23 protein-coding genes are annotated in these 26,870 nt (G+C 35.0%); 9 read left to right on the plus strand and 14 right to left on the minus strand.

What is annotated here, in order from left to right; translation table 11 throughout:
- Positions 1–333 precede the first annotated feature (333 nt).
- From K5X82_12070 to rnpA, 3 genes are read left to right on the plus strand one after another with little or no spacing between them, the layout of a single operon-like run.
- Positions 334–1,092, plus strand: a complete 759-nt coding sequence (locus tag K5X82_12070) for a DUF4271 domain-containing protein (protein ID QZT36030.1) — start codon at positions 334–336, stop codon at positions 1,090–1,092.
- A gap of 43 nt (positions 1,093–1,135) precedes the next feature.
- Complete coding sequence (locus tag K5X82_12075; GenBank protein ID QZT36031.1) at positions 1,136–1,885, plus strand: uroporphyrinogen-III synthase; 750 nt, start codon at positions 1,136–1,138, stop codon at positions 1,883–1,885.
- A gap of 60 nt (positions 1,886–1,945) precedes the next feature.
- The gene (gene rnpA / locus K5X82_12080) at positions 1,946–2,338 is read left to right on the plus strand and encodes a ribonuclease P protein component (protein QZT36032.1); all 393 of its coding nucleotides are present in this window, start codon (positions 1,946–1,948) and stop codon (positions 2,336–2,338) included.
- Positions 2,339–2,529: 191 nt separating this feature from the next.
- Here the strand turns inward: rnpA and K5X82_12085 are convergent, their stop codons facing one another.
- From K5X82_12085 to rsgA, 3 genes are all read right to left on the minus strand, one after another.
- Entirely contained in the window at positions 2,530–3,618 is a 1,089-nt protein-coding gene (locus K5X82_12085) for a chorismate mutase (protein ID QZT36033.1), read from the minus strand.
- A 2-nt stretch (positions 3,619–3,620) separates the two neighbouring features.
- A complete protein-coding gene (locus K5X82_12090; GenBank protein QZT36034.1) occupies positions 3,621–4,523 on the minus strand; it encodes a prephenate dehydrogenase in 903 nt (300 codons plus the stop codon).
- A gap of 298 nt (positions 4,524–4,821) precedes the next feature.
- The gene (rsgA, locus tag K5X82_12095; GenBank protein ID QZT36035.1) at positions 4,822–5,766 is read right to left on the minus strand and encodes a ribosome small subunit-dependent GTPase A; all 945 of its coding nucleotides are present in this window, start codon (positions 5,764–5,766) and stop codon (positions 4,822–4,824) included.
- A gap of 374 nt (positions 5,767–6,140) precedes the next feature.
- Between rsgA and K5X82_12100 the strand changes: the two genes are divergently transcribed.
- Positions 6,141–7,826 carry a S41 family peptidase gene (locus K5X82_12100; protein QZT36036.1) on the plus strand — a complete coding sequence of 562 codons (1,686 nt, stop codon included), beginning with the start codon at positions 6,141–6,143 and terminating at the stop codon, positions 7,824–7,826.
- 69 nt (positions 7,827–7,895) lie between these two features.
- On the opposite strand, the gene K5X82_12105 is transcribed toward K5X82_12100, so the two are convergent.
- Together K5X82_12105 and K5X82_12110 are read right to left on the minus strand one after the other, a co-directional pair.
- Positions 7,896–8,390, minus strand: a complete 495-nt coding sequence (locus tag K5X82_12105) for a hypothetical protein (protein ID QZT36037.1) — start codon at positions 8,388–8,390, stop codon at positions 7,896–7,898.
- A 49-nt stretch (positions 8,391–8,439) separates the two neighbouring features.
- On the minus strand, positions 8,440–9,111 hold the full coding sequence (locus tag K5X82_12110) for an HAD family phosphatase (protein QZT36038.1): 672 nt from the start codon (positions 9,109–9,111) through the stop codon (positions 8,440–8,442).
- A 399-nt stretch (positions 9,112–9,510) separates the two neighbouring features.
- Here K5X82_12110 and K5X82_12115 point away from each other — a divergent pair, with 399 nt between their 5' ends.
- A complete protein-coding gene (locus K5X82_12115; protein ID QZT36039.1) occupies positions 9,511–9,894 on the plus strand; it encodes a hypothetical protein in 384 nt (127 codons plus the stop codon).
- Positions 9,895–11,416: 1,522 nt separating this feature from the next.
- Entirely contained in the window at positions 11,417–12,946 is a 1,530-nt protein-coding gene (locus K5X82_12120; protein QZT36040.1) for a sulfatase-like hydrolase/transferase, read from the plus strand.
- A gap of 143 nt (positions 12,947–13,089) precedes the next feature.
- Here K5X82_12120 and K5X82_12125 read toward each other — a convergent pair whose 3' ends face one another.
- The 8 genes from K5X82_12125 to K5X82_12160 all read right to left on the minus strand — a co-directional run bounded on the left by K5X82_12125 (position 13,090) and on the right by K5X82_12160 (position 22,341).
- The gene (locus K5X82_12125; protein QZT36041.1) at positions 13,090–14,430 is read right to left on the minus strand and encodes a BatD family protein; all 1,341 of its coding nucleotides are present in this window, start codon (positions 14,428–14,430) and stop codon (positions 13,090–13,092) included.
- Entirely contained in the window at positions 14,424–16,184 is a 1,761-nt protein-coding gene (locus tag K5X82_12130) for a VWA domain-containing protein (GenBank protein ID QZT36042.1), read from the minus strand. Before K5X82_12130 ends, K5X82_12125 begins: the two co-directional genes overlap by 7 nt.
- Entirely contained in the window at positions 16,177–17,163 is a 987-nt protein-coding gene (locus tag K5X82_12135; protein ID QZT36043.1) for a VWA domain-containing protein, read from the minus strand. The genes K5X82_12130 and K5X82_12135 overlap by 8 nt, the downstream gene beginning before the upstream one ends.
- A complete protein-coding gene (locus K5X82_12140; protein ID QZT36044.1) occupies positions 17,156–17,668 on the minus strand; it encodes a DUF4381 domain-containing protein in 513 nt (170 codons plus the stop codon). Before K5X82_12140 ends, K5X82_12135 begins: the two co-directional genes overlap by 8 nt.
- A 6-nt stretch (positions 17,669–17,674) precedes the next feature.
- Positions 17,675–18,619 (minus strand): DUF58 domain-containing protein, encoded by a 945-nt coding sequence (locus K5X82_12145; protein ID QZT36045.1) that lies wholly within the window; start codon positions 18,617–18,619, stop codon positions 17,675–17,677.
- 9 nt (positions 18,620–18,628) lie between these two features.
- Positions 18,629–19,600 (minus strand): MoxR family ATPase, encoded by a 972-nt coding sequence (locus tag K5X82_12150; GenBank protein ID QZT36046.1) that lies wholly within the window; start codon positions 19,598–19,600, stop codon positions 18,629–18,631.
- Between the two features lie 78 nt (positions 19,601–19,678).
- Positions 19,679–21,211, minus strand: a complete 1,533-nt coding sequence (locus K5X82_12155) for an arylsulfatase (protein ID QZT36047.1) — start codon at positions 21,209–21,211, stop codon at positions 19,679–19,681.
- A gap of 116 nt (positions 21,212–21,327) precedes the next feature.
- Positions 21,328–22,341 (minus strand): helix-turn-helix transcriptional regulator, encoded by a 1,014-nt coding sequence (locus K5X82_12160; GenBank protein QZT36048.1) that lies wholly within the window; start codon positions 22,339–22,341, stop codon positions 21,328–21,330.
- A gap of 195 nt (positions 22,342–22,536) precedes the next feature.
- Between K5X82_12160 and K5X82_12165 the strand changes: the two genes are divergently transcribed.
- Positions 22,537–23,001 carry a Spy/CpxP family protein refolding chaperone gene (locus K5X82_12165; protein ID QZT36049.1) on the plus strand — a complete coding sequence of 155 codons (465 nt, stop codon included), beginning with the start codon at positions 22,537–22,539 and terminating at the stop codon, positions 22,999–23,001.
- A gap of 40 nt (positions 23,002–23,041) precedes the next feature.
- Here the strand turns inward: K5X82_12165 and K5X82_12170 are convergent, their stop codons facing one another.
- The gene (locus tag K5X82_12170) at positions 23,042–25,225 is read right to left on the minus strand and encodes a tetratricopeptide repeat protein (GenBank protein QZT36050.1); all 2,184 of its coding nucleotides are present in this window, start codon (positions 25,223–25,225) and stop codon (positions 23,042–23,044) included.
- 145 nt (positions 25,226–25,370) lie between these two features.
- Here K5X82_12170 and K5X82_12175 point away from each other — a divergent pair, with 145 nt between their 5' ends.
- Positions 25,371–26,069: a DUF2807 domain-containing protein gene (locus K5X82_12175; protein QZT36051.1), complete on the plus strand. Its 699-nt coding sequence runs from the start codon at positions 25,371–25,373 to the stop codon at positions 26,067–26,069.
- A gap of 27 nt (positions 26,070–26,096) precedes the next feature.
- Positions 26,097–26,843, plus strand: coding sequence for a DUF2807 domain-containing protein (locus K5X82_12180; GenBank protein QZT36052.1), 747 nt, complete (start codon positions 26,097–26,099; stop codon positions 26,841–26,843).
- Positions 26,844–26,870: the final 27 nt, after the last annotated feature.

A 26,870-nucleotide genomic window follows, 5' to 3' on the forward strand; every position in this document is an offset into this window, starting at 1 on the left:
ATGAGAATATTTTTTTCCAATGAAACATATGCCTTGATTTTTAACTCTTAATTATATTAAGGACAAGAATTAGGAGATGAAGTATAAGTAAATAGCTAAGTGTCTCTGTTTATAATGAGGAATTTATTTTTCGTTGTATTCTGTCAATAAAAAATATATTAAGAAGTTGTAACGAGTAATATGTGTGGTGATAGTAAAGAGAATATCAACAAGTCGTATGTGTTTTTTAATATTTACATTTAAACTAGTGTATATTCATCATTTTATCTTTAATTTTGTGCGATTACAATCTCAGAGCTACTAATTCTTATAAGACAAGCCATATTCCGAAGTATGATAATACAAGATACTACCTCTTTTTTTAAAGAAGATTCCTTAGCAAATAGCATTGATTCAAGTTCTGTGGTTTCTTTTGTTACAACATCTGTAGTTCGCATGGATGGTGTTGAGAAAAAATTAGATATCTATGATAATATTGGATTTGGTTTTCTGTTAGGTGGTTTTATGATTCTTGTTTCAGTCAAGATTATATTTCCTAAGTATCTTAATATGATTTTCCAATCTTTAGTTTATGGGAATGTAGCCGATCGATTATATCGCGAAATGCCTTATCGAATTGGACATGCAGCTTTTCGTCTTGACGTTCTTGCATGGTTGATGATCTCGTATTATGGAGTTGAGTTAGTCCAACACTTTACAAATATTTTGTACCCTAAACCTGTGTTGTTATTAGCTGTTCTTTCTTTTACTGCTATATATAGCTTTTTCCGTTATTATTTGATTTCTTTTCTGTCTTGGATATTTGATATTCATGACATTTCTGAGGAGTTTTTATTCAATAATGCTCTCTTTATAAAAATTATAGGTATTATTTTACTAATTATAAACCTATGTGTAACTTATATGGAGACACCTTTTAATGTACTGATAAACACATCTTTAGTGGTAGTTTCAATGTGCTTTGTCTTTATGTTTTTTAGATCAATATTGGTATTGTTAAGAAAACATTTTTCTATTTTTTATTTGATTTTGTACCTTTGTACCCTTGAAATTTTACCAATACTTTTGATATCTAAGTGGTTACTTGGATAGATACAGGGTATATTATGAAGTAAACCCATAAATCTTTAGAGCTTTGAAGATCAAAAGGATATTAGTTTCTCAACCAGAACCAGCGGCAGGTAAGTCACCTTTTTTTGACTTAGCTGAGAAAAACAATTTAAAAATTGATTTTCGTCCATTTATTCATGTAGAAGGAATTCCAGCAAAAGAATTCCGTAAGACTCGTACACAAATTCTTGATCATACTGCGGTGATTTTTACTAGTCGCACAGCTATAGATCACTTTTTTAGAATCTGTGAAGAAACTCGTGTTACAGTTCCTGATTCGTTAAAATATTTCTGTATTTCAGAAGCAACAGCTTTTTATCTGCAAAAATATATTGTTTACCGTAAACGCAAAATATTTGTGGGTAGTGGTAGATTTAATGATTTGGTAGACTTAATGAAAAAGCACAAAGAGGAAAACTATTTGTTCCCTCTTTCTGATATCCATAAGCCTGAAATGCCTCAGTCTTTGGAAAAAGCTAAACTTAAGTTTACAAAGGCTATTTTATATAAAACAGTAAGTAGTGATCTTTCTGATTTGAAGGATGTAAACTACGACTTGTTGGTCTTTTATAGTCCATCTGGGATTAAATCATTGATGCAAAACTTCCCTGATTTTGAACAGAATGATACGAGAATTGCGACTTTTGGTCCAGCCACTGCTAAAGCAGTGGAAGATGCAGGATTACGTTTAGATGTAAATGCACCTATACCAGAAGCTCCTTCGATGACCATGGCCATTGATAGATATATCAAGATGAATAAGGGCGAAAAGTGAAAAATTATAGGAGATTTTTGAAGAGGGAGATGGTCTCCCTCTTTTTATTTGCTTTGATAAATGGACAAAAACACATTTAAGAAACAGGAGAGACTATGTAGTCAGAAAGTGATCGAAGAGATGTTCTCATCTGGACTGTCGACATTAAGTTTTCCAATAAAAGCAGTTTATATAACGAACTCTTCGTATGCTGACCAAAATGTTGGAAATCAGGCTGCTTTTACAGTACCCAAGAGGTTATTTAAAAGGGCAAATAAAAGAAACTTATTAAAAAGGAGAATGAAAGAAGCCTATAGGCTTAATAAATCATTAATACCTTCTGGTGAGGTTATTTCCGTGATGTTTATTTTTATAGGAAAAGAAGAGTTGCCTTATGACCGAATTGAACAAGCAATGAAGAAAGTGATGAAGAAGATATCACAATCAATTATAACGAAAGAAGGTGATCAATAATGATCACCTTCTTTCGTTATATACATTACAGATTTAAATGAGCTATATCTTTACGTTCTATCATACTTGCACATCGTTAAGAAATATCCCCGTAGGGAAAAACTATGCTGTCATTTCTTGCCTTGTATAATAAAAATATCTTCGCAAGTGTTTATCCCTCATTTCAAAATGCAATTGGTATTATAAGACTCTTATTTGTCAATAAATTCTGTTTGTTGTCTTACTGAATCTTCATGGATTAATTGAAATAGAATCTTCACAAAAGTCTCGTCCACGCCAAGCTTGTTTGCTAGGTTTGTTCTATCATTCATCATTTGTGTCCAACGATCTATTTGTAATGCAGTCACATTGTTGTCTTTCTTATAGCTTCCGATCTGTGCAACAATCTTATTTCTAGAAGATAACAACTCCATAATTTCATGATCCATTGCATCTATTCGATTTCTTAGCTCGTCTAGTTTATTGTCAAAACTAGGATTATCAATATGTAGATTTCTCAATACGAGCTTATCTAGCATTAGACCAAGATCGATAGGTGTCAACTGTTGAGCTGCATCACTAAGTGCACAACTAGGGTCTCTGTGTGACTCTACCATTAAACCATCGATACCCATATCGAAAGCCTTTTGGCTTATTTCATGAAGCAACTCTCTTTTTCCTGCAATGTGGCTTGGATCACAAATAACTGGAAGGTTTGGAACAAGTCTTTTAAGCTCTATCAAAGTCTTCCATCTAGGATAGTTACGATATTTTGTTTCTTGGAATGGTGTAAAACCTCGGTGAATTGCAACTAAATTCCTAATTCCAGCTTGGTGTAGTCGTTCAACAGCACCAATCCATAGTTGAACATCAGGGTTAACCGGATTTTTAACCATTACAGTCGCATCAGTACCTTTAAGAACATCTGCAATCTCTTGAACAACAAATGGACTTGCTGTAGATCTTGCTCCAATCCATAATACATCAATTCCTGCTTTTAGACAAGCTTCAGTGTGTTGTGCATTTGCTACCTCTGTACCGACTTTAAGCCCAGTTTCTTCTTTTACTTTCTTTAGCCACTCTAAGCCAATCTCACCTACTCCTTCGAATGATCCTGGTCTTGTTCTTGGCTTCCATACACCACCTCGATATACATGTACACGTGGATCTTTTGCAAGCTGTCTTGCTGTATCTAATGTCTGTTCTTCTGTTTCAAGGCTACAAGGTCCTGCGACCAAAAGAGGGTACTTTTCATCTTGTGTCCAATGTGATATTGGACGAATATTTAATTCGGTTACCATAACTAGTTATTTCGGGTATATAATTTGATTATTTTTTGCTCATTTTTAATTAATTGAGGGTTGTGATTATCTAAAACCGCTCGAATTTTATTTGCATTCTCGATATCCTTATACATAGATGAAGGATCATCTTCTGCTATGTTATCTCTGAAGCTTTGTAAGTGTCTGATATATACATCCATTGCTTCAAGAACAGACTTTTTATTCTGACTAAATATTGGTGCCCACATTTCAGGGGAACTCTTTGCTAGTCTCACTGCCGATCTAAAACCACCTGATGCTAAATCGAAAATGATCTCTTTATTCTCTTTGGATAGTACTGCATTAGCCAAAGCATAAGATGCAGCATGGGGCAGGTGTGAAACAAATGCCGTGCTGTGGTCTTGCTCTTCAGAACTCATATATGCTATAGACATTCCTAAATATTGAAGCATTTTTTCAACTAAGGCCAAGTGTTGAACACTAGAGTCTTGGTGATCACATATAATCGCAATCTTATTCTCAAATAAGCCTTCTAATGCAGCTTCTGGTCCACTATTTTCAGTTCCTGACATTGGATGTGCTGCAACATAATTAGATCTCTTAGGATGCTTCTTAACACGATCTACAATCATTTGCTTCGTAGAACCCATGTCTGTCACTGTAGTAGTTTCTTTGATATGGTTAAGGACTTCGGGAAGAATAACCAAAGTGTGATCAACAGGAATGGCAATGATAACCAAGTCGCTATTTTGTACCCCCTCCTCTAAAGATGCAATTTGATCTATAATTCCTAAGTCTAATGCTTTCTGTGCATTAGAATCAGAGCTATCGATTCCGACAATATGTCTGCAAAAACCTTTCTGTCTTAGATCTTTAGCGATAGATCCTCCGATTAAACCTAAACCTATAATACTTACTTGCATAGAATGCATATTTATCTGTAGTACTCTCTTTTGGTAAAATAGACCTACTACATTGTTTTAATATTTATTACGAACGATGAGATACAAAAAAAGGCCCTCTTTTTGAGGACCTTCTATTTATATTTTGACAATACAAATCTACCCGATCCCGTTAGTTGGAGCCGTAATAGTAAAACCAAAAGTAAAATGTACTGTTCTGTAGAATCATTCTATTATTTTTTTAAATGCTTACCCCACAAATATATGAAATAAATCAATATTTGGTGACGATTCTTAAATTGTTAACATTAAATTGATTTTATCTATACTTTTCGTCAGAGTCTTCCATCATCGAAATATAGCTGTCATATCTAGTATATGCAATGTCTCCATTCTCTACAGCTTCTTTCACCGCACACCTTGGTTCGTGTTGATGACTACAGTTGTTAAACTGGCACTCATTCGAATGCTGGAATATTTCAGGGAAGTAATGAGATAACTCTTTTTTGTCAATATCTGTAATACCAAAACCACGTACACCAGGTGTGTCAATGATATAACCACCATTTTTCATCTCATGCATTTCGGCAAAAGTCGTGGTATGTTTTCCTTGTTGGTGCACTTCAGATATCTCTGCTGTTTTAATGTCTAAACCTGGTTCAAGCTTATTAATAATGGTCGATTTACCCACACCCGAATGTCCCGAAAGAACATTAATCTTTCCTGCCATTTTATTCCTTAGCTTATCGATATTAAAATCTTTTTCTGCGGATACTTGAAAACATTCATAACCAGCTCCTTCGTAAATGTGTAGATAATCTTCAAGGATTTCATAGTCCTCTTCATTATAGATGTCTAACTTGTTAAATACAAGTCTTACTGGAATCCTATAAGCCTCTGCAGATACTAGAAAACGATCAATAAATCCTGTCAACGTCCTTGGGTGTGATATGGTAACAATTAAAAATGCCTGATCCACATTTGCAGCAATAATCTGACTCTGTTTGGATAGATTTGATGATTTACGAATGATATAATTCTTTCGTGGCTCTATCTTTTTAATTAAGCCAACAGGCTCTTCATTTTTATCTGTAGAATTTACCACTAGATCAAAATAAACCATATCACCCACAGATATAGGATTGGTAGTTCGAATGCCTTTCGTTCGAAATTTCCCCTTTATTTTGCACAAGTGTAGTTGTCCTTCATCGTCTTTTACTGTATACCAACTACCTGTTGATTTAATGACCAATCCTTTTGTCATATAAGTGATATTTCTATATTGTTTTTGATTATTTTGGTTCAAAGTAACAAAAAAACATTCAATGATAGATTCTAATAGTTGGGTTATTCTCAATATAATAGTACCTTGACTCTGCTTTTTGTCTAATTTATATCCTACTCTATCTAAACCATGTTAGGTCGTAATATGTTCTATTTTTAACTCTATTATGAATCTTTATTGAGATGCAAACTGTTAAAGTAAACCTAAATCATTATAGTAAGAATAGTTTATGCTTTTATTTAGAGCTTGTTTGCCTATTTTTGTTTGTCGATAGAATGGAGAATATCATATAATTAGCTTTTATTTATTAGTGCTGAAAAAAATAATAAATACAATAAAAACACTTTCCATAGATGAAAAAAAAGTATACAAAAATTGTAGTGTCCTTTGTCATATTAGGGACGTTAATGGTTGGACTGCTTAGTTTTAATCGAGATAGTAAGAATTTTACTATTGCGAAGAATTTAGATATCTATTACTCGTTGTTTAGAGAACTGAACCTGTTTTACGTTGATAGTATTTCACCAGATAAGATTGTCAAGACAAGTATCGATAAGATGCTTGAAACACTAGATCCATACACGGTCTATATTCCTGAACAGGATATGGATGATTTTGAATTTATGACCACTGGTGAATATGGTGGTATAGGTGCTGTTATTAGTAAGCATGATAGTTTGGTAGTTGTGGCAGAGCCATATGAAGGTTTTCCAGCCCAAAAGACAGGTCTGAAAGCTGGTGATGTTTTCGTTGAAATAGATGGTGTAAAAATACAAGGATTAAAAAAAGTTGAAGAGGTTAGTAACCTTCTAAAAGGTACCGTAGGTGAGGAAGTTAAGATTAAGGTTAGCCGTTTTGGTGAAAAGAAGCCTCTTACTTTCAAAGTGAAAAGAGAAAAGATTCATGTGGATGCGGTTCCTTATTATGGAATGTTAAATGATGAAGTGGGGTATGTTCGATTAAAAAGCTTTACCCTTAATTGTGGTGATGATGTGAAACGTGCCATTCTTGAATTAAAAGAGAAACATCACGCGAAAAAGCTAGTGTTTGACCTTCGCTCAAATCCTGGAGGTCTTCTTATTGAAGCCGTGAAAATTGCAAACTTGTTTGTCAATAAAGGAGAAGAGATCGTAAGTACTAAAGGAAAAGTATCTACTTGGGATAAGGTTTATAAAGCACCTGTAGCTCCTCTCGACACATTAATGCCACTTGTAGTGTTGGTGAATAGAGGATCAGCTTCGGCTTCGGAGATTGTTACTGGTGCTATTCAAGATTTGGATAGAGGTGTTGTTATAGGTAATCGAACATTTGGTAAAGGTCTTGTTCAAACAACACGTGATTTAAGCTACAACTCTAAATTAAAGGTGACTACAGCGAAATATTATATCCCTTCAGGAAGATGTATTCAAGCTTTAGATTATTCTCATCGAAATGATGATGGTAGTGTAGGAACTATTCCTGACTCATTAATTACTGAGTTCAACACTAGGGGTGGACGTAAGGTATATGATGGTGGTGGTATTACTCCTGATCTTGAGATCAAGCCTGAATATTTCAGTAGCATTTCAATAAATTTAATTCGAGAGTTTATGATCTTTGACTATGCAACTAAATTTGTTGCTGAGCACAAAGAGATACCTTCTGTTCAAGACTTTGAGATTACAGACGATATTTATAATGATTTCGTAAGCTATGTAACCAAGCATGACTTTACATATGAGAGTGTGAGTGAAAAATTACTTGAAAGGGTGGTTGCAAAAGCTAAGAAGGAGAAGTACTATGATCTTTCGAAAGATGACTTTGATGCATTGAAGAAGAAACTTGCTCCAAACCTAGAGAAAGATATTAAAGCTTTTAAACCTGAGATTTGTGACCTTCTTAAAGGTGAATTGATCGTAAGATATTATTATCAAAAGGGGCAGATTAAATCGGCATTAAAAGATGATATAGAGATCAAAAAAGCTAAGGAACTTCTTGCAAATATGGATGAATATAAAGAATACCTTGAAGCTGGCCGTGTAATCAAACACGAAGACTAGTTTGGTATATCTAACTTACATAAAAGGCAGTTTCAAACTAATGAAACTGCCTTTTATGTAATATTGTTATTAAAAAAGAGTTGGATTTAAAAAGATTACTGATAAAACAATTATCATGAATAGTAAAATAATTCCAAAAAACTCCCACATGCCAACGTTTGCACTATGATAGAATTTTTCAAGACGTTTTTTAATAATCTCTTGATGAATTTTTGTTGCAATAACCTCAAAGTTAGCGTCGTTAATAATGTATGCTTCATCGGCTCCAATTTTTACTCCCTTTTCAGCATACAGTTTATCTTTTTCAGAACAACAAAAGTAGTATTTAGTGTGTGGACACATTTTTTTTGTCTCATAAAGTAATGTATACCCACCCGTCCTATCTTCTGTTTTATCTTGAATGATGATGTCTGGTTTGCTGTCTAATTCTGACAAACAATCTACCTCTTTTTCAAACCATTTAATGTTTTGATCTCCGAGCTTTTTAAACATCTTTTTAAGTTTCTCTCTCGTAGATTTATCTTCTTCTAGAAAAAAAATAATTGGTATTGTTGAAGCTTCCATACTGAGTTGGCTTTTGGGCTTCGAATCCTTATTACATTCACCTTGTTGCCTAGTGGATATAATCTCTGAGCATTTGAAGCAGTTCTTCACTGTCTTTACAGACCCTATTAGCTCCTGCTTCTTCTAAAACTTTATCATCCAAAATCCCCGTGTTAATAGCGATGGTAAATATATTAGCAGCCTTTGCTGCTTCTACACCTAGTGGGGCATTCTCGATTACAATAGCTTCTTCTGCAGTAATATCTACTCGGTCTAATGCTTTTACATATGGTTCGGGATGAGGCTTACCATTCTTTACATCTAAACCGGTGATAATGTTCTCTTCTATAACAATTTTGTCGTAAAATTGTTGCAACTTATTGATAATGTTCCTTTGTCCAGATCCTGTTACAACACCTATTTTAATTCCCTTTGAATAGAGGAATTCTAATACTTTAGGCATTCCTATTATTTCTACAACAGGAGGGAAGCGCTTCATAATCTCTTTTTTCCTTTCATATAACTTATGTGTGTACTCCTTACTAGGTGTACTACCTTTCGTTTTATGATACACCGTTTCAATCATACTAATACCTGTTCTTCCCTCATTTAAGTAGGCATCTTCTGCATCGAAAGGAATATTCTCTTCATTGAAAAGTTGGCTCCATGCAGCCTCATGTAGTGGCATTGTATCTAATAAAACACCATCCATATCAAATAATACAGCGCTTATTTTCTTCATTATTTTGCGATTGTTATTCTTCACGAAGGTAACGAATTATTGCCACTAACTAATTAGATATGAATTGTTGCAATCGATGGCATGTGTAAATCTACATAAATGTATGTGTTTTATAACACAATACAAATCTTTTAAATGAATTGTATATATTACATTCTATGTAACTAGTAGTATTACAGTTTGTTGTGAGAGTGTTTATTATATAATCTACATAAATGTAACCAGTTTATGTGTTTGCTACATTTATGTAGATTATTGTTGTCTAAAATGATGTGCCATAAATGTTGTTTCTGTATGTCACTGATAACCAGTATTATTATTCTTTGGTGATATTTTTTGGCACGCTTATGGTAATACTACTAATCGAATTTTAATTATTTCTGTAAATCTTTTTGTGTTATGAACAAACTACTTACTTTATTAGCAATCGTATTTATCACTTCTACTCTTAGTGTATCAGCAGCAGATACAGATAACTCTACTGATAGCCTTGGGAAGATTGTAAACATTGAATTCGCAGATGCGTCTGCATTGAACAACAGTTCAAATCAACCTATGCTTTTTATTAAAGATGGGAAACTTTTTGTTAGTTATGTAAATAAAACGAGTGACGATATTGAAATTACTTTCAATAAAGAAGCTAAAGTTTTATATCGAGTAAATTTGGGGTCTAAAACGGCAATCTCTCAAGCTTTCGCGTTATCTGGAATCAAGGATGGTGCTTCACTAAATGTTATTGTAAATTCTGGTTCTAAAACGTATAAGTATGATTTGCAAAAGTAAGTGGTTTGCTTTTTTTCTAAAAAAAGCATCAGGTTTCTTCATAACGTTACATCTTTGTTAGAAAGGATGTAACGTTTTCGTGTTCATAACAAAATATTTTGTCCCCTATTTATTCTATCAGAAATAAATAGGGGATTTTTTATTAATCTACCTCAATAACTTCTCTTTCATCCAACTTATACATCTTTATTAATCGCCTCACTTAATAGAGCTTTATGGAGGAATTCGCATTTAGTTCATTGACTACTTATAACGATAGCCTTTTATGTACAATTGCAAGGACATCAAGATGTCCAAAAAGATTCTATAGCCTTTATGTGATAATCATATTGAAAAAAATGTACTTCTTTGCTATGTACAATATTTGAAGGTTGTCATTATGAAAGTGAATTCATTGTATTTTGATAGATTATGGATCAATTTAACATTTTTGATGAATGAACTATCAATGAAGTATCCTTGAAGTATCAATAAACTACGAAGGAAACCCTATCTAAGATGTCGGTTATTTCCTAAAGTAGAAGCACTTTCCCAATCCAAGTTATCATAAGAATCATGAACGATCTTAATAGGGTAATTCATGGTCTTTATGTACCCTCTTAGGAACACGCAGCTCGAGCTTGGAAATAGAATCGATTGCAATCAGACTCCTGTTTTCTCCATGCCACATATCGCCTTCACCAAAACTAGTAACATAGAAGAGTTTAGATGCCTATTCAAGCGGTGCGATTATTGGACAACACATTCAAGATGGAAGAAGATCACGAATCATTGAAATATTGTCCTAAAGGTTACAACCTGCGAGATGATGACATTTTAGATAAATAGAGATTCATAAAGAACCCTTAGAGCCACCATCACCTGACTAACATGCTACTATCACCTGCTTTTTCTTGGGTATCATTCGAACTATATTCGAAATTCCCTCACCCAAAATGGGAAATCGATGAATGAACTTCGAGTGAACTTGGAATGAACTTCGAGCCATCTCAGGGGAAAAGCAGGTGATAGTAGCTTGTTGGTCAGAGTAAGGTGATATTTATGTCGTCGGATGTGATAATGGTATATGAGCATTGTTCTATTCAAGATGGTCACCAACAAGTTTCGGAAAGAGCCTTAATCTTAACTTAGAACTCATTCATAGTTGCTCCATAAAAATGACCGAATTATTGAAGGAACTATGAGGAACCGTGAACGAATATTGAACCATCACCGTATTGGAACCGTTTAAAAACCGTTTTTATACTGTATTAGAGTAGTGGGAAATATTTGTTGATTGATGGTATAATACTTGTAGAGTGAGTGTGGATACACATTATGAAAATCGTGGAATAGCCAAATAGCAGTCTCTTTTAGTATCATTTCATATAGTCCCAATCTTTATGGTTTGAAAAAATGAGTAGATGGGATCTACTTCCTGATAATAGTTACAGAACTATTACCATCTGTTTCGTTTGTTTCACGTGGAATCCACCGATCTCGGTAATTTTGGTGTGATCGTATTAAATCAAAATACAAACTAATGAAACATTTGATCAACAATCTAACCGCACTAGCTTTTGTCAGTTGTATGTTCTTCGGAACAACATCAAAAGCAAAGAAGAGTGTTAAAACCCCTAATATTGTCATTATATATGCTGATGATATGGGATATGGTGATGTCTCGTATCAGAATCCGAAAGGAAAGATACAGACCCCAAATATCGATAAACTTGCCAGTGAGGGCATCCAATTTTGTGATGCACATAGTAGTTCTGGTATTTGTAGCCCATCCCGTTTTGCTCTATTGACAGGTCAATACCATTGGCGTCGAATGCATAATATTGTGAATGCATTTGGGAAGTCTGTTTTTAAGAAGGATGAGTTTACGTTACCACGAATGTTAAAGAAAAAAGGCTATCAGACCGCATGTATTGGTAAATGGCACTTAGGTTGGGATTGGAAATTTAATCTTGATCCAAACAGTTCAAAGAAGAGTAGAAAAAAAGTATATGCTCCAAATGAACTTGTTACAGACCAACCAATCAAAGGGGGACCATTAAACCAAGGTTTTGATTACTATTTTGGTGATGGTACAATCAACTTCCCACCATATGCATTTATTGAGAATGATCAATTTGTAGAGGCGCCAACAGTTCCCTTAAAGTTGAAAGATAAGCGGCCATTAGAAGGTGGATGGGAATTTCGTCCTGGTCCAATGGTTAAAGGTTGGGACCCATATAATGTTCTACCAACATTAACATCTAAAATGGAGCATTATATCGCCTCACAGAAGAAGAATAAGCCGTTCTTTCTTTACTTAGCCCTTCCATGTCCTCATGCACCAATTATACCTAACGAAGCGTTTAGAGGAAAATCGGAAGCAGGTGCTTATGGCGATTTTGTTGTGCAAACAGATGATGTTGTTGGACGTGTTAATAGAGCATTGAAGCGTGCAGGGTTAGATGATAACACCATTGTTATTTTTACTGCTGATAATGGACCAGAAAAATATGCTTATGCAAGAGTTCGTAACTTTGACCATAGAAGTATGGGGAAATTGAGAGGACTAAAGAGAGATACATGGGAAGGTGGTCACCGTGTACCTTTTGTGATGAAGTGGCCTAAGCATATTAAGAAAAACAGTATGTCTGATCAAGTTATTAGTCAGGTTGACATTGCCTCTACTCTTGCAACAATTGTAGGATATGATCTAGAAAGAAACGATGCCGTTGATAGCTATAATCTATTACCGTTGTTAGAAGGGAAGAGATATAAAGAGCCGATTCGAAGAGGAACAGTGCAAAATACAAAGAAAGATAGATATGCTATCAGAGTGGGAGATTGGGTACTAATTGATAGTTATTCAGGTGGTCATACACCTGTACCAGGGTGGTATAATAAGCAAGAAAACTATACTGCTGATGATAAGAGTCAACATGGTCTGCTTTTTAATTTAAAAGAGGATCCTCAAGAGCGAAACAATCTATTTTCGAAATATCCTGAAAAGGTTAAGATGATGAAGAATTTACTAGACAAATATAGAGAAGAGGGTAGAAGTCGAGATATTTAATTGTCTGTCAAATCATTTACCTATATATGTCAGGGATAATAAATTAAGTCCACTACAATCATAACTTAGATACTAATTTTTTAAGATGAATTGTGTGTGGACTTACTTTCTATCTCTTGAGCCTCTGTATAAGCTTATACTAACTATTGGGGGTTTATGTTTGGGATGATCTCTGTTTTCTTATACATTGTCCACCTCCATCGGATTAATCCCAATTTAAGCCTTGTTTTGGATATATTTCTTCTGTTGTTAGGATCAAAAAGTGAAGCACATAACATATTGTATGAGTGGATAAGGTTGTTTTGTTTGCTATCTTGAATAGCAGTAGTAAATGCTTCATTGTTTTTCCTTCCTAGTTTTAAATACCACTTGTTTATTCGAATGTAGAGTTCTTTCTGATTTGAACATATTATGATTCTAAAAAATAGATACCATTCTTGATCTCTCATGTCGCAAAAACGTTTGATTAACTTCTTTCCTATCCGAATAAGAAGAACAGCGAACTTCCATATAATTACTAATAGTATAGCTCCTATTAGTATATGCTTCCAATGAAGTTTGTCATACCAAGGATGTGAAATCTCTTCATCTGAAGTGATCTTTGCTCTATTCTGTTTTTTAAGCGAGTCTTGAAGTTGCTTTAGAGCTGTTAAATTTGGGTTGCTTTTAATTTTCCATTGCGTACCTCGTGCATTTGCTGTTCTATTTTTTTTAAGAGTAGGGTCATAATAGTGCAGTTGTATTGCAGGAATTGAGTATGTTCCCTTTTCTTCGATTAAAAATTGCGACTCTTGGATGACTGTTGCTATCACATTATTTTCGGACACTTTTTGTGTTCTCTTAATCTTCCCATGGTATATTGTGGCCCACTCAAGAGTGTCGTGAACAATAGGAGTGATCAAAGAGGCTAATGTCCCTTTCCCCCTAATTTTAATGGTCTCTGTTACGACATCACCTACTTTCCAGTGTGTTTTGTTTGGGCTAAACACTCGGTGGATAGATATGTCATTTGCGACTAACCATTCTTTACCATGAAACTTTTGTTTTATAGGTACTACTTCAAACGATATTGTTTTTGTGACTGTTTTTACCTCTTTTCCTTTATATTGACCTTCTTCTGGTGTCGCAAAGTGTATTTCAATTTGCGGCACTTCTTGTTTTCCTACTTTAAGTGGATAAATATGATATGTAAAGGTTTGAATATTATATCTTTTCCCATTAAAGTTTTCATATGAGCTTTGTGGCCTTCCTGTTCGAATGGTAAACGAATTCTTAATTTGTAAGTCGTAGAGATCTGCAGATCTTGTAAACCATGTTGTTGTATAGACCGATATTGAGAGTACTGTTGATTCCATCGGTAACACTTCTCTCTTTGAGAGAGTTACTTTTGAGAAATAGTCTGCTTTTACTGGAAATAAAAAGACGAAAAAACAGATGGTACTAGTCCATATTCTAGTAAAAGGTATATTGTTGATTCTTACCATGGTGTTTCTGTTTTTAGTTCGCTACTAATCTTTACCTGTGTAATGTCGTATTGAAATTTTCGTCGTAAGAATATCGATGGATCATTATTCATCTGATTAAGTATCTTGCTTGAAACATCCTCTTTGGTTAACGGTTCGTTGGGATCTATTGCTTGGTAGTCATCATCCCCTTTATTATCAGGGTTAATGTTGTCGTTCTCTTCAGGTGGAGGGTTTTTTCCTTTGCCTTCTTGTTGTTCTTCGTCCCCCTTATTCTCTTTGAGTGTTTCATCCTCTTGTGATTTACCATTTTGTCGATCCTCATCATTACTAATTTCATGATAATTTTTAAGCTTCTGTTCTATCAGTCGGTTTATCTCCTTTAGGTTGTCTTTTGCATTACTATTCTTTGGATCTGCTAAGAGTGCATGTTCGAATGCCTCCTTTGCACGACTATAGTTCTTTAATTCAGACATACACATTCCGAAGTTTAGATATCCTTCACTATTTCTAATTTTTGAATACTCTGCTGCAGCTGCTTCGTAGTTGTTTTGATGATACAGTAAAAACCCCCTCCACATTGGGTCTTTAAAATGTTTCATTGCCTTTAAGGTATCTCCTTTGTGATAATATTTCATTCCTAATTGGTCTGGAGTAGACCAAAGTTCTTCCCAATGCCATCGATTTGTTTCATCCAATGAGTTAGATATCCCTTCATGGGTGTTATTACAACTGTTGAATAGTGGTGCTATTAGGAGCAATATTACCCACTGGATTCCTGAGCCTTTTCTGAAAAGAGGTAACATTGCTATGGCTATAACTACCAATAAATAGTATCCCATGTCTTCCCAATCGTCGGCTTTCTCTTCTCCATTTTTTTGATATAACAACCTCTGTCTGATGTTTGATGAGATGCCATCAACATCTTCTTGGGTTACTGAAACAGGTTGTATCGTAACTCGGCTATGTCTATTTAACAACAGAACCTCTTCTGTTGATAGTTTTGATATTATCGTTTGTCTTTGCTTATTTTTAAGAAATCTTCCTTTTGAAATAGGTATAGGTCCTCCTTCAGGAGTAGATACAAGTAGAAAATCAATATATAGTTGGGGGTTTGAGTTCAAAAAAGCTTCTGTAATAACTCTCTCTTTATGGGAAATATCATCTGTTATTACCACCCATGTTGTAGGGATTGAATCTTTCAAACTCCATTGCTTTCCTAATTGATATGCTGCCTCTAAATTTGTCCCTTGTATAGGCATAATATCAGTATTAATGGCTTTTGATTGTATCTTGATAATATTGGGATCGCTTGTATATGGCATAACAATATGAGCCGTTTGAGCATAAGCGATCAGGGCAGTTTCTGCTCCATAATTCATATCCACAAGATCTGTAATTTTCTGTTTTGCTCTAGTTATCCTGTTCGGCGAGATATCTTTACATTTCATCGAACGAGAAGCATCCAACATAATCGTAACCTTGGTTTTTATATTGGCACCTGGTTTTTCAAATTTTTTGTAGGTTGGTCCACTTAGCGCTAGGGCCGATAGTGTCAAGATAAAAAGATGAAGATAGTTGGCTTTTGCAACTCCCTCATATCCCTTTAATATCATTACAGACTGAAGGTGACCTGCAATCTGATTCTTCCATTTAACATCCCTTTTCTGTTTTAAGAATACAAACAGTGACAATAGTGCGATAGGTATCAGTAGCCACAGAAGATTCGGACGAATAAAATGGAATGCTTCGAAGTTGATGTTTAGCTTATTCATCACTTTTAGTTCGTTTTATGATTAGAACAATTACATGAACTGTATTAAGAAGTAATAGGATGCCTAATGCTAATCCTAAAGGATAATAATACAGTGGTGTAATTGGGGTAAATCCATTATCTTCAAATTCAATTGGCTCCATCTTGTCTAGAGTATCATAGATTCGATTAAGTTCAATTTGATTTGTTGCCTTAAAGTAGGTTCCATGACTCTGAGAGGCAATTGATTTTAGCGATTTTTCATCAAGATCATAGACTCCCGAGCCTTTTCGTCCTATTCCAACGGTATGGATTACAATAGAGTCTTTTGACGCAAGTCTTGCTGCTTGTAGAGGATTGATGTGACTTCCACTATCAACACCATCCGTAAGCAGTATCATCGTTTTGGTATCGATGCTATCTTTCTTGAAAAGTTCAATACCTAAACCTATGGCATTTCCCATTGCTGTTTTACCTCCAGCCATCCCTACAGCCACCTGATCAATCCAATGATTTACGACATTGAGGTCGGTGGTAAATGGGACTTGCAGGTATGCTTGTGATCCAAAGAAAATGACACCGATTCTATCTCCATTTCGTTTTTCAATAAAGTGGTGTAGGACATCTTGAACTCCTGTCCACCGTGAACATCTTTCGTCGTTTATTTCCCAATCTGTTGTAGCCATGCTTCCAGATAGGTCAACTGCAAGTAGTAAGTTTCGTGCATTCTTTACTTCCTTTTCTGGTGTTCCAACAATTTGTGGTTTAGCAAGTGCCATAACCATTAGTATCCAACACAATGATAAACATATCCACTCCATTAACTTTCGTTTATATATTGCGGTTCTTTTTCGTGATTTAAGGCCTCCTGCTTGAAGCATTTCATCAAAGAATGGGACTTTTAGTGCAGATCTTTTATGATGAAGGGTTGGCATAATAAACCAAATCAGAAGTGGAAGAGGGAGAATGTATAGAATATTTAGATGTTCAAATTCAAACATGATGACCTCCAATCCACTTGATAATTTGTCTATTCAACTTATTTAACTCTTTGGTATCCATCATCTGTTTTTCTGTTAGACTATAGAGTGTCTTCTCTGCTTTACATAACAGGTTTGGGGCAATACATTCTTTACCAGCTCGATCATTTATATATATAGCCCACCTTTCCCCTTTTAATGATGCAACCTCTTTTCGACCATAACTCTCTATCCCCACGATTTTAAATTGGCTTAAGCATATCTTGATATACTCTTCTTGTGATAGATCACCTTTGGTTTGTAAGCGGAATGCATCTGTAATGGTTTTTATTGCATGTTTTCGATACTTTCTACGATTGTATCTAGTGATCAGCTTATATATGATATACGAAATTGTTAGAAGTAGAAGCAATGTAACTATTTTCCAGCCAATGGTCTCTGGCCAAAAGATAACATCTTTAGGTCTTGCTATAGGGTGCATGTCCTTAAGCTTGTAGAAGTACGTTTGGGGTGTAATATCTATCATAACAAACTATCTGCTTTTTCTCAAAATCTCTTTAAACTGATGTGTTGCACTACTTTCTGTTGATAACTTAAGAAGTGTAATAGGGTAGTTGGTGGATAGTGCTTCCAACTGGTTCTGTTTCTCTTTAAAATGATTTGTTACTCTTTTAACTCTTTTTTCAGATGATCTCTCAAATTGAAATTGGTCATCTCCGTTGGAGAATGTAATCTGTTGTGGATTGAAATTGGTCTCTAAAGGATCTGATACTTGAACAAGAATAACGTCATTGTGCTCACTTAGCGCGACAAGATCTTTTGTATGTGATGACCTATATTGATTGAAGTCACTGATCCATACAACCAAGTAGTCATGGGTTATCCTTTTTTTTATCTCAAAGATAATCTCCCCCAAGGTGTTATCGTTTGGTTTTAGAACTTTGCTGTTGAGTAGAGCGTGATTAAAATCAGTGAGCTGATCTATCATGGTTAAAACATGAGACTTATTTTTCCTTGGTGGAAGTGTAAACTTGTTGGTATCATTGTATATTAGTCCTCCAATTCTATCTCCAACAGCAAGGACTTTCCAAGCGATTAGTGCAGCTGATTCTACTGCAATTACTGATTTTAAATACTCCTTGGTACCTAAAAACATACTACTACATTGATCTGTTATAATAAAAACTGGACGTTCTCTCTCTTCGGTGAAGACTTTAGAGTGTAGCTCATCCGTTCTACCAGTTACTTTCCAATCAATGTTTCTTACATCATCTCCTTTAGCATAGTTACGTACTTCCTCAAAGTCCATTCCTCTACCTCTTAGTTTTGATTTATGGCTTCCCGTAAGTATAGTTTGAACCACCTTCTTGGGTGAAAATCCCACTTTCGCAATATCATATTGTAGTTGTTGTAACTTTGAATTGTTGGTTACAATTCGATGATCTTCGTTGATGGTGGTAGAGAGATGTGTTTTCATATCCTTATATTATATTACTGCAACATTCAATAGTAATTGATCTACAACATGGTCAATGTTGATGTTCTTAACCGTTGCTTCATAGCTTAGCATAATTCTATGTCTGAGTACATCAAGAGCGATCTCTTTTACGTCTTCTGGTGTAACATAGTCTCTTCCTTGAAGCCAAGCAACTGCTCTAGAAGCTTTGTCTAAAGCAATAGTTCCACGTGGAGATGCTCCTGCTTCAATCCATCCTTTCATTTCAGGATCATACTTTTCTGGATATCTGGTGGCATCAATGATATCCACAATGTACTGTTCAACGATATCGTTTACTTTTATATTTCCAATCTCCTCTCTTGCTTTAAATATTGCTTCTTGTGGTATAACCCTTTTACAGTCGTCTTCATATTTCCCATCCTTTAACTCCTCATTACGAACCAATCTAAGAATCTCTTTTTCTGCATCTTTATCTGTGTATTGTACGGTTACATGCATTAGGAAACGGTCCATTTGAGCCTCAGGTAGAGGATAAGTTCCCTCTTGTTCTATTGGATTCTGTGTTGCTAAAACCATAAACAACTTGGGCAGGTTGTGTGTCGTACTTCCAACGGATATCTGTTTCTCTTGCATCGCTTCTAGTAGTGCTGATTGCACTTTTGCAGGAGCTCGGTTGATTTCATCTGCAAGAACTAGGTTACTGAATATTGGGCCTTTTTCAAAAGTGAAAGTAATTTCATTGTCACTTTTATTTAGAATTTCTGTTCCTGTAATATCTGATGGAAGTAGGTCGGGAGTGAATTGGATACGACTAAGATCGGCATCAATGTATTTTGACATACTTTTAATTGCTCTTGTTTTTGCCAGCCCTGGTAGCCCTTCTAACAACAGGTTACCATTACATAAAATTGTAATGATGAGTCGATCGATAAGCTTCTCTTGTCCAATTATTGAATTAGACATCTGCGCTTTAAGATCAAGTATTTGGTTTCTAATCATGATTCTGCTTTTTACAAAAAGAGAGGCTCCTTAATAGGAAAACCTCTCTTTGCAATATTTGGTTACTCAAACATCAAATTAGTCTTGTACTTTCAAGAATCTCTCAGTGATTTCATCCACATTAAAGCTTCCTGGTCTCTGACGAGGAGGGTAGGTTAAGAATGTTTTTAAGAATTCAGCTGTTTTATCTTGTCCCATGTATAGGTAGAACACATTGTCAAACATCCAACGATCGTAGTTAATAGACTCTTCATCTGCTCTTTCGAATGGGTCCATTCTTAAATTATAGATCTTAGGTAATCTGAGTGGTGTAAATGGATTTCCCCACACATCAAATCCTTTAGCATCTTGGCGAAGGAACATAAGTTTCCAGTCTCCCATACGAACTGCTGCCAATTTACCATCATCCGTAAAATAGAAGAAGTAATCTCTTGGAGAGCCCTTCATATCTCCTTTTAGGTATGGTAGGATGTTGAAACCATCAATATGTACATTGAATGTTTTATCCCCTACTTTCTTTCCTTTCAATAAGTCTTCTTTTACATGGTCTTCCCCAACTGCTGCCATAATCGTAGGTAACCAATCTTGAGCGGATACAATCTCATTAGATACTTGATGAGGTTGTATATGACCTGGCCATTTGATCATACATGGAACCCTAAATCCACCTTCCCATGATGTGTTTTTCTCTCCGTGGAATGGTGTTGTACCTCCGTCAGGCCATGAGAATACTTCAGCACCGTTATCCGTAGTATAGATAATGATAGTATTTTCGTCTACCTTTAGTTCTTTCAGTTTGTCAAGAATATCTCCAACCCATTGGTCATGTTCTACCATACCATCAGCATAGATACCATAGTCTGTTTTGTTCTTAGAAGCATCTTTTAAGTGAGTGTTTACATGCATCCTTGTTGCATTCATCCATACAAAGAATGGTTTATTTGATTTGACAGCTCGCTCCATAAAATCGAATCCAGCCTCTTTGAACTCTTCATCACATGTCTCCATTCTTTTGATAGTCAATGAACCAGTGTCTTCAATACGTCCATCTGCATATGAATGAATAACACCACGAGGTCCAAACTTCTTACGGAATGCAGCATCTTTGGGATACATTGCATGTTCAGGTTCTTCTTCTGCGTTTAGGTGGTACAGGTTTCCGTAAAACTCATCAAAACCATGGTTGGTTGGAAGGAATTCATCACGGTCTCCGAAGTGGTTTTTACCAAACTGCCCACACACGTATCCATGTGGTTTCAGTAGCTCCGCAATGGTTGGATCTTCAGCTTGAAGGCCTACTCGTGCACCCGGAATCCCTACTTTTGTAAGTCCTGTTCTTACTGGAATTTGACCTGTCATAAATGCTGCACGGCCTGCCGTACATGACTGCTCTCCATAGTAGTCAGTGAACATCATACCATCATGTGCAATACGATCGATATTTGGAGTTTTATATCCCATCATCCCCATATTGTATGCACTGATATTAAACCAACCTATGTCGTCACCGAAGATAACAACGATGTTGGGTTTATCACTTTTTTTCGCTGCCATTACATTAGAGGATACCCCTAGTATAAAAAGAGCTATTAGCATTAATGATTTTTTCATGATCTATTCTAATTAAAGTACTAATTTTTGATATTTGAAATAACCGTTACCATTTTGTAACTGAATGTATTGCAAATATAGATCATGTTTTCACCTCTTTGTTTTTCAAAAAAGCTCTATGATTGTTTGATATAGCTCAAACTGTTATTTCTTGTAGTTTTTGTAATTACCTGATTTGGAAGAATACCATGATACTTCTTAAATGTTTGCGTAAACTGAGGTAAGCTTTCATAACCGATAATTTCAGCAACATCACCGACTTGGTGCTTTCCAGTCTCTAGAAGTTCAAATGCTTTTGTCATTCGGATGTCAGTATAAAACTGTGTGACATTGGTGTTGTAATATTTTTTGAAATCTCTCTTTAATTTACTGACGCTAATATTTAACTTGTCGGCAAGCTCTGGAAGTGTTATTTTATTGTAATATGATGTGGCAAGAAATTTCCTTGCCATCTGCATGAGTTGAATATCTTTGGGGTGTAATCCTCTACCAATAGATGAATTAAGTTGTCTCTCTTTGATCTGTTGGAAGAAGGAGAGGATTAACTCGATAGATATATTCATCGTTTGTCCTTCTGAGAAGTCCCGGTCTTGTTGTGATGAGAAGATTTTTATTACCTTCTTAAATGTTTCAGCATTTAGCTGTTCATAAAAAGCGAAAGTATTGTTCTTGTCAAAAAAAGACAGGATCTTATGATTTTTAGTAAAGCGAGATATTGCAGACTTATCTATACGTAGTATAATGGCTCTGTTTAACTGATGAGCTTGATATATGTATGTTGAATCGTAACTAAGACTATGAGCAAATATCCCATCGCTCAATTTTCCAAGTAGATTCCTGTCTGTTTTGATCTCTTGATTAACAGATTGTGAAAGGTTGTAGACAAGCAATAGCCACTTGTTCTCATGTGTTGCCTTTCTGATAAAATGAGTCTCTTCGTATAGTACATTTTCGATGACAGCCACTTCTAGAAGGTCTTTCCATCCATAATACCAAACCTCACCTTTACCCGAATGGTTATCAAAAACACCATAGGTTCCATCAAATGTGCCATTATAGCTTTCCACTATCCATTTGGCAAAATTTCTGTGACTCTCTTCTTTTAGATCAAATGTAATTTCTCTTTTCATTCAAGTGACTCCTATGACTATTATGTAGATTGGTACTTGGTCGTTTTGGGAAGGGGAGAAGTGTGGAAATAAAATTAAAAAAAATGTCGCATTAATTAAACCTTTTCTCTTTTAAAGGATCAAATTAAGTGTAATTAAGATTCGAATCACAGAATTACATCAGTTCGCATGGGTAATAATTAAATTTTAGACATCATGAAAAACATCATTCGAAATACTATCGCTTCTACATTATTGATCCTTTTTATTGGGGTTATGTCAGTATCTGCTCAAAATGGTCCTCAAGGAAAGCAGTGTCCGAAATCGGCAAAGTGTAAAATGATGAAGTTTATGGAACTTTCTGAAGAGCAGCAGGCTCAAATGAAAGATATTCGTATGGCTTCTCAAAAAATTTGTAAGCCATGGGCTGATGAATTAAGAGAGACTAGAGCACACCAGCAAACGCTTGTAACTGCAGAATCTCCTGACATGAAGGCGATTAATAAGAATATTGATAAAATGAGTGACTTGATGACTAACATTGCAAAAGAGAAGGCAAAGTCAACTCAAGATATAAGAGCTTTACTGTCTGATGAACAAAGAGTAAAGTTTGACCAAATGATGCAAAAGAAAAAGATGGGGCATCATAAAGGAAGACATAACAAAGGAAATAAACGATAGTTTATAAAATTTGGTATTTAGTTTTTAAGGTCGAAGAGAGCTACAAGCTCTCTTCTTTCATTATAGTATATAGCATATCCTTTAATAGAGATATAGAAGTATTTGATATTTTATTCTGGATATAGATACTCTCTTTCTCTACAATCCTCTCATACATCTCTACACTTTTATATGGAGATAGTTTCATGCATCGTTTAAAAGAGGCGATCGCATTATCCCAACTCTCAAGACAGAAGTAGGCATGTCCCTTATACTCTTCTATCATCCATATATTGTTCTCTATTTCATTGAAGTAATTTAATGCTTGATGATAATCTCCTTTTAAAAATAATACCCATCCAATTGCACTTTGTATTCTATGGTCTTCTGACACATTACAATATGCTTGGGATAAGATTTCTAGGGCTTCATCATACAACTGCTCTTCAATATAGCAACTACTAATCGCAAGAATTGAGGGTATATGATCTGGATTGAGCTTTAATACACTTTGGTACCATTTAATGGCTTTTTTATATTGACCTATCTTGCGATAACAGAAAGCAATCTTTTTCTGGTTCCACAATGTTTTGTCCGTGATGATATCAGCTCTTTTGTATATTTTTATTGCCTCTTTATATCGTTCTTGTTTTTGTAGGCAATAACCACACTTTTGTGTAATGCTACCTTCAGTATCATTTTGAATCCATGTCTGATATATTTCGCCCGCAGCCTCGTAATATTTATTGTCAAAATAGAAGTCTGCAATATTTAGTTCAACTTCTTGGTTGATATATTTACGAAATATTTCAAGAGTCGAGGGCTCTATTGCATCATTCAATAGTGGTTTTAGTGATTGAAGACCTCCGAATAGATTTATCATACGAAACAAATCCATTAAATATTTTCGTGCAATAGTTTTCTCCTCATTATTGGGGTTAATCTTTGTCTCTTCTTTTTCAACTTCATTTTGTTGTGCGAACTCCTCTTTAATCCCATGAATCATTGCCTCTCTTTGTTGTTCTGGTGTTGCATGAAGCAAGAAGTAGAATGAATACTTATCACTTTCACATAACATATTTGACTCCTTCACAATATCGGTCATCTCGTGATCAAAAAAGGCGAATGAAGATAGGTCAAGATAGTCCCATTGAAAAGACATTAGCCAAGATGATAGATCTTTGAAGAATGGAAATTGTTTCTGATTTGAAAATGATGCGTAATAGACATCTACTCCCTTACCTTGAAGTTCAGATAGATGCCGAATTTTCTCTTCTAGTTTAGGGGATTCTTCGATAATCTTTTTCCATACTGGATTCTCTTCATCATCATCAAATGGAGCATGTAGATCATCACTCTTGTATTTTGAAGAAAGATCTTTCATCTCTTCCATAATCTCATTATCAAGAAAACGTTTCACCCATGGAATATGGTAGTTACGACTCATCATCTTAAGGGTGGGATGAATTAAATAGCTCATCGACTCCAACGCTTTATCTACACCTTTCGCAAGTTGAATATTGGATAAGAAGCGTTCATGGTGCCAAGCATAAATAAGAAGAATGCCAATAAATGATCGTACGCTTACCTCGTCATCTTTATGAGAACAGTAGGAGAGAAGAATCTCGATCTTCTCTGAGTTAAAATGCAATAAAGTTCCAATTGTAATACCACTAATTAATGTCTTCATATAGTTCTCGACGAGTGGTGATGAACTTGAAAGGCCTTCAATATGATTTAAGTGATCAATCGTTAATTGGTTACCAAATACACAATGATGGAATAACTCTTTGAGAATATTATAGGTACGTGATTTTTGTTCTTTCTCATTAAATGCATCTTTTAGTACTTTCTGTGTCGCACTTTGTATATAGATATCATCAATAGATTCAATAACACTTTGAATGGATAGAATTCTACCGTTCTCTATTTTGCTCGCTTCGACACCATAAAAGCTATTCTGAAACTTCATTTGAATCTTATATAGAAGCTTATCGGTGAGTTTAAGAAGTTTCTCTTTTAATTGGTGATATACCTTCTCTCTCTCTGGATCTACAGCATTTTGAGAGGTAAAGTGAAGCATGTTTTTATAGACATCTTTCTGTATCTTAATTTGATACGAAATATCTGATTCATTATGGTTGGTGCTCTCTTTTTCTAGCTCTTGTATGGCACGAAGTAGTTCTCCTTGATACAAGTGATCATAGATATGATTTAATTGCGAATATTGTCTTCTACTTCTCATGATACAGGAATTAACAAATTTTTATTGTAACTATTTTCATTGGAGTACGTCATACATATGAGATCTCAATAAAAATATACTGGTATTCATTAAGTGTTTAGTTGTCTAAATTTAAGTCTTTTGGCTTATAAACAAATAAAATATCATGAAAATATTAGCTTATATATCATTGGTTTTAATGATCTCTTTAGGATCAATTTTTAATTGTAACGCGAAGAATAGTAAGAACAGTAAGTTTTATGAGCTACAAGAATTCACATCCTTGTGTATCCAAAACAACTTAGATGTGGAGCTTGTTAAGTCTGATTTTTATGGCGTAGAGCAGATGAATAACCTTTCGGAAGCCATCGTAAAATTAGAAGTCAAGGAAAGTAAGTTGAGAGTATTTGTAGATACTGACAAGATGCTAAACAAAAGAATCAAGGTTAAGGTATATTTGCCGACAATATTCTCATTGAATATAGATGATGGGGCAGAGGTTCACTCAAAAGATACTTTTGTTTTTGGACATGTCGTAATCTGTCTATCGAATGCATCGAAAGTGAAGATGCATATCCAGGCAAAAAAGATGGAGGCATATATCTCTAACTCAAGTTATTTGTCTCTTAAGGGATCTTGTGATAAACAATTAATATATTCTGAGAATAGTTCTAAATATCAAGCATCTAATTTTAAGTCTAACCACACGGAGATTCATGCATCGAACAGTACAAAAGCAAATATATTTTCGGAAAAGACAATTATTGGAGATATTAGTACCAGATCTAATGTAAATGTCAAAGGTACTCCTGTTGTCGCTAAGGTGGAACAAGTATCACATGGCCAGTTATTTATTCGAAATTAACCAATTATCTATTAAAATATAAGAACAATGTATTGGAATGAAAAGATGAATCGACTACTGTTTCTTACAGTCATATTTACGATTCTTTGTAGCTTTCAACACGATAGTTTTGCAATGAAAGTGCAGAGAAGTGAAAAGGGAAATGGTATTGTAACAAGAGAGGCTAGAGACATAGATAATTTCACACGGATACATGTTGCTACAGCTATTTTTGCCAAAGTTCGCTCTGGTGATCAGTTTGAAGTTGTCGTGGAGACAGATGAGAATTTACAAGATAACATCACTACCAAAGTACAAGGAGGTGAGTTAAGGATATTTGTAAGTAAGTCCATAAAACGATCATCCAAAATGAATGTCTATATTACCCTTCCAAGACTCGAAGGAGCAAAGACAACAAGCAGTGGTACAATAGAAGGTGTCGGAAATTTTGTTTGTGATAATTTTTATGCAGAAGCCTCTTCTGCTGGAAATGTAAGAATTAATGTGGATGCCAAAAGAATTGATGCAAGAGTCTCTAGTGGAGGAGACGTGGAATTAGAAGGAAAGGCAAATGAACTTTATGTTTCAGCATCATCAGGTGGAGACTTTGATAGTCCTAAACTAAATGCTCTTGTTGCAAAGGTTAGAGCATCTTCAGGGGCAGACATTACATTAACTGTTCTCAATGCTTTTATTGGAAGTGCCTCCTCTGGTGGTAAAATCGACTATTATGGAACACCAAAAAAAGTTGATGTATCATCCTCTTCTGGAGGAGATGTGGATCATAAAAGATAAGAATATTTCTTTGTATCTTTGATGAAA

The organism is Prolixibacteraceae bacterium (assembly GCA_019856515.1).
In the GTDB taxonomy this organism is placed as follows: domain Bacteria; phylum Bacteroidota; class Bacteroidia; order Bacteroidales; family Prolixibacteraceae; genus Halosquirtibacter; species Halosquirtibacter xylanolyticus.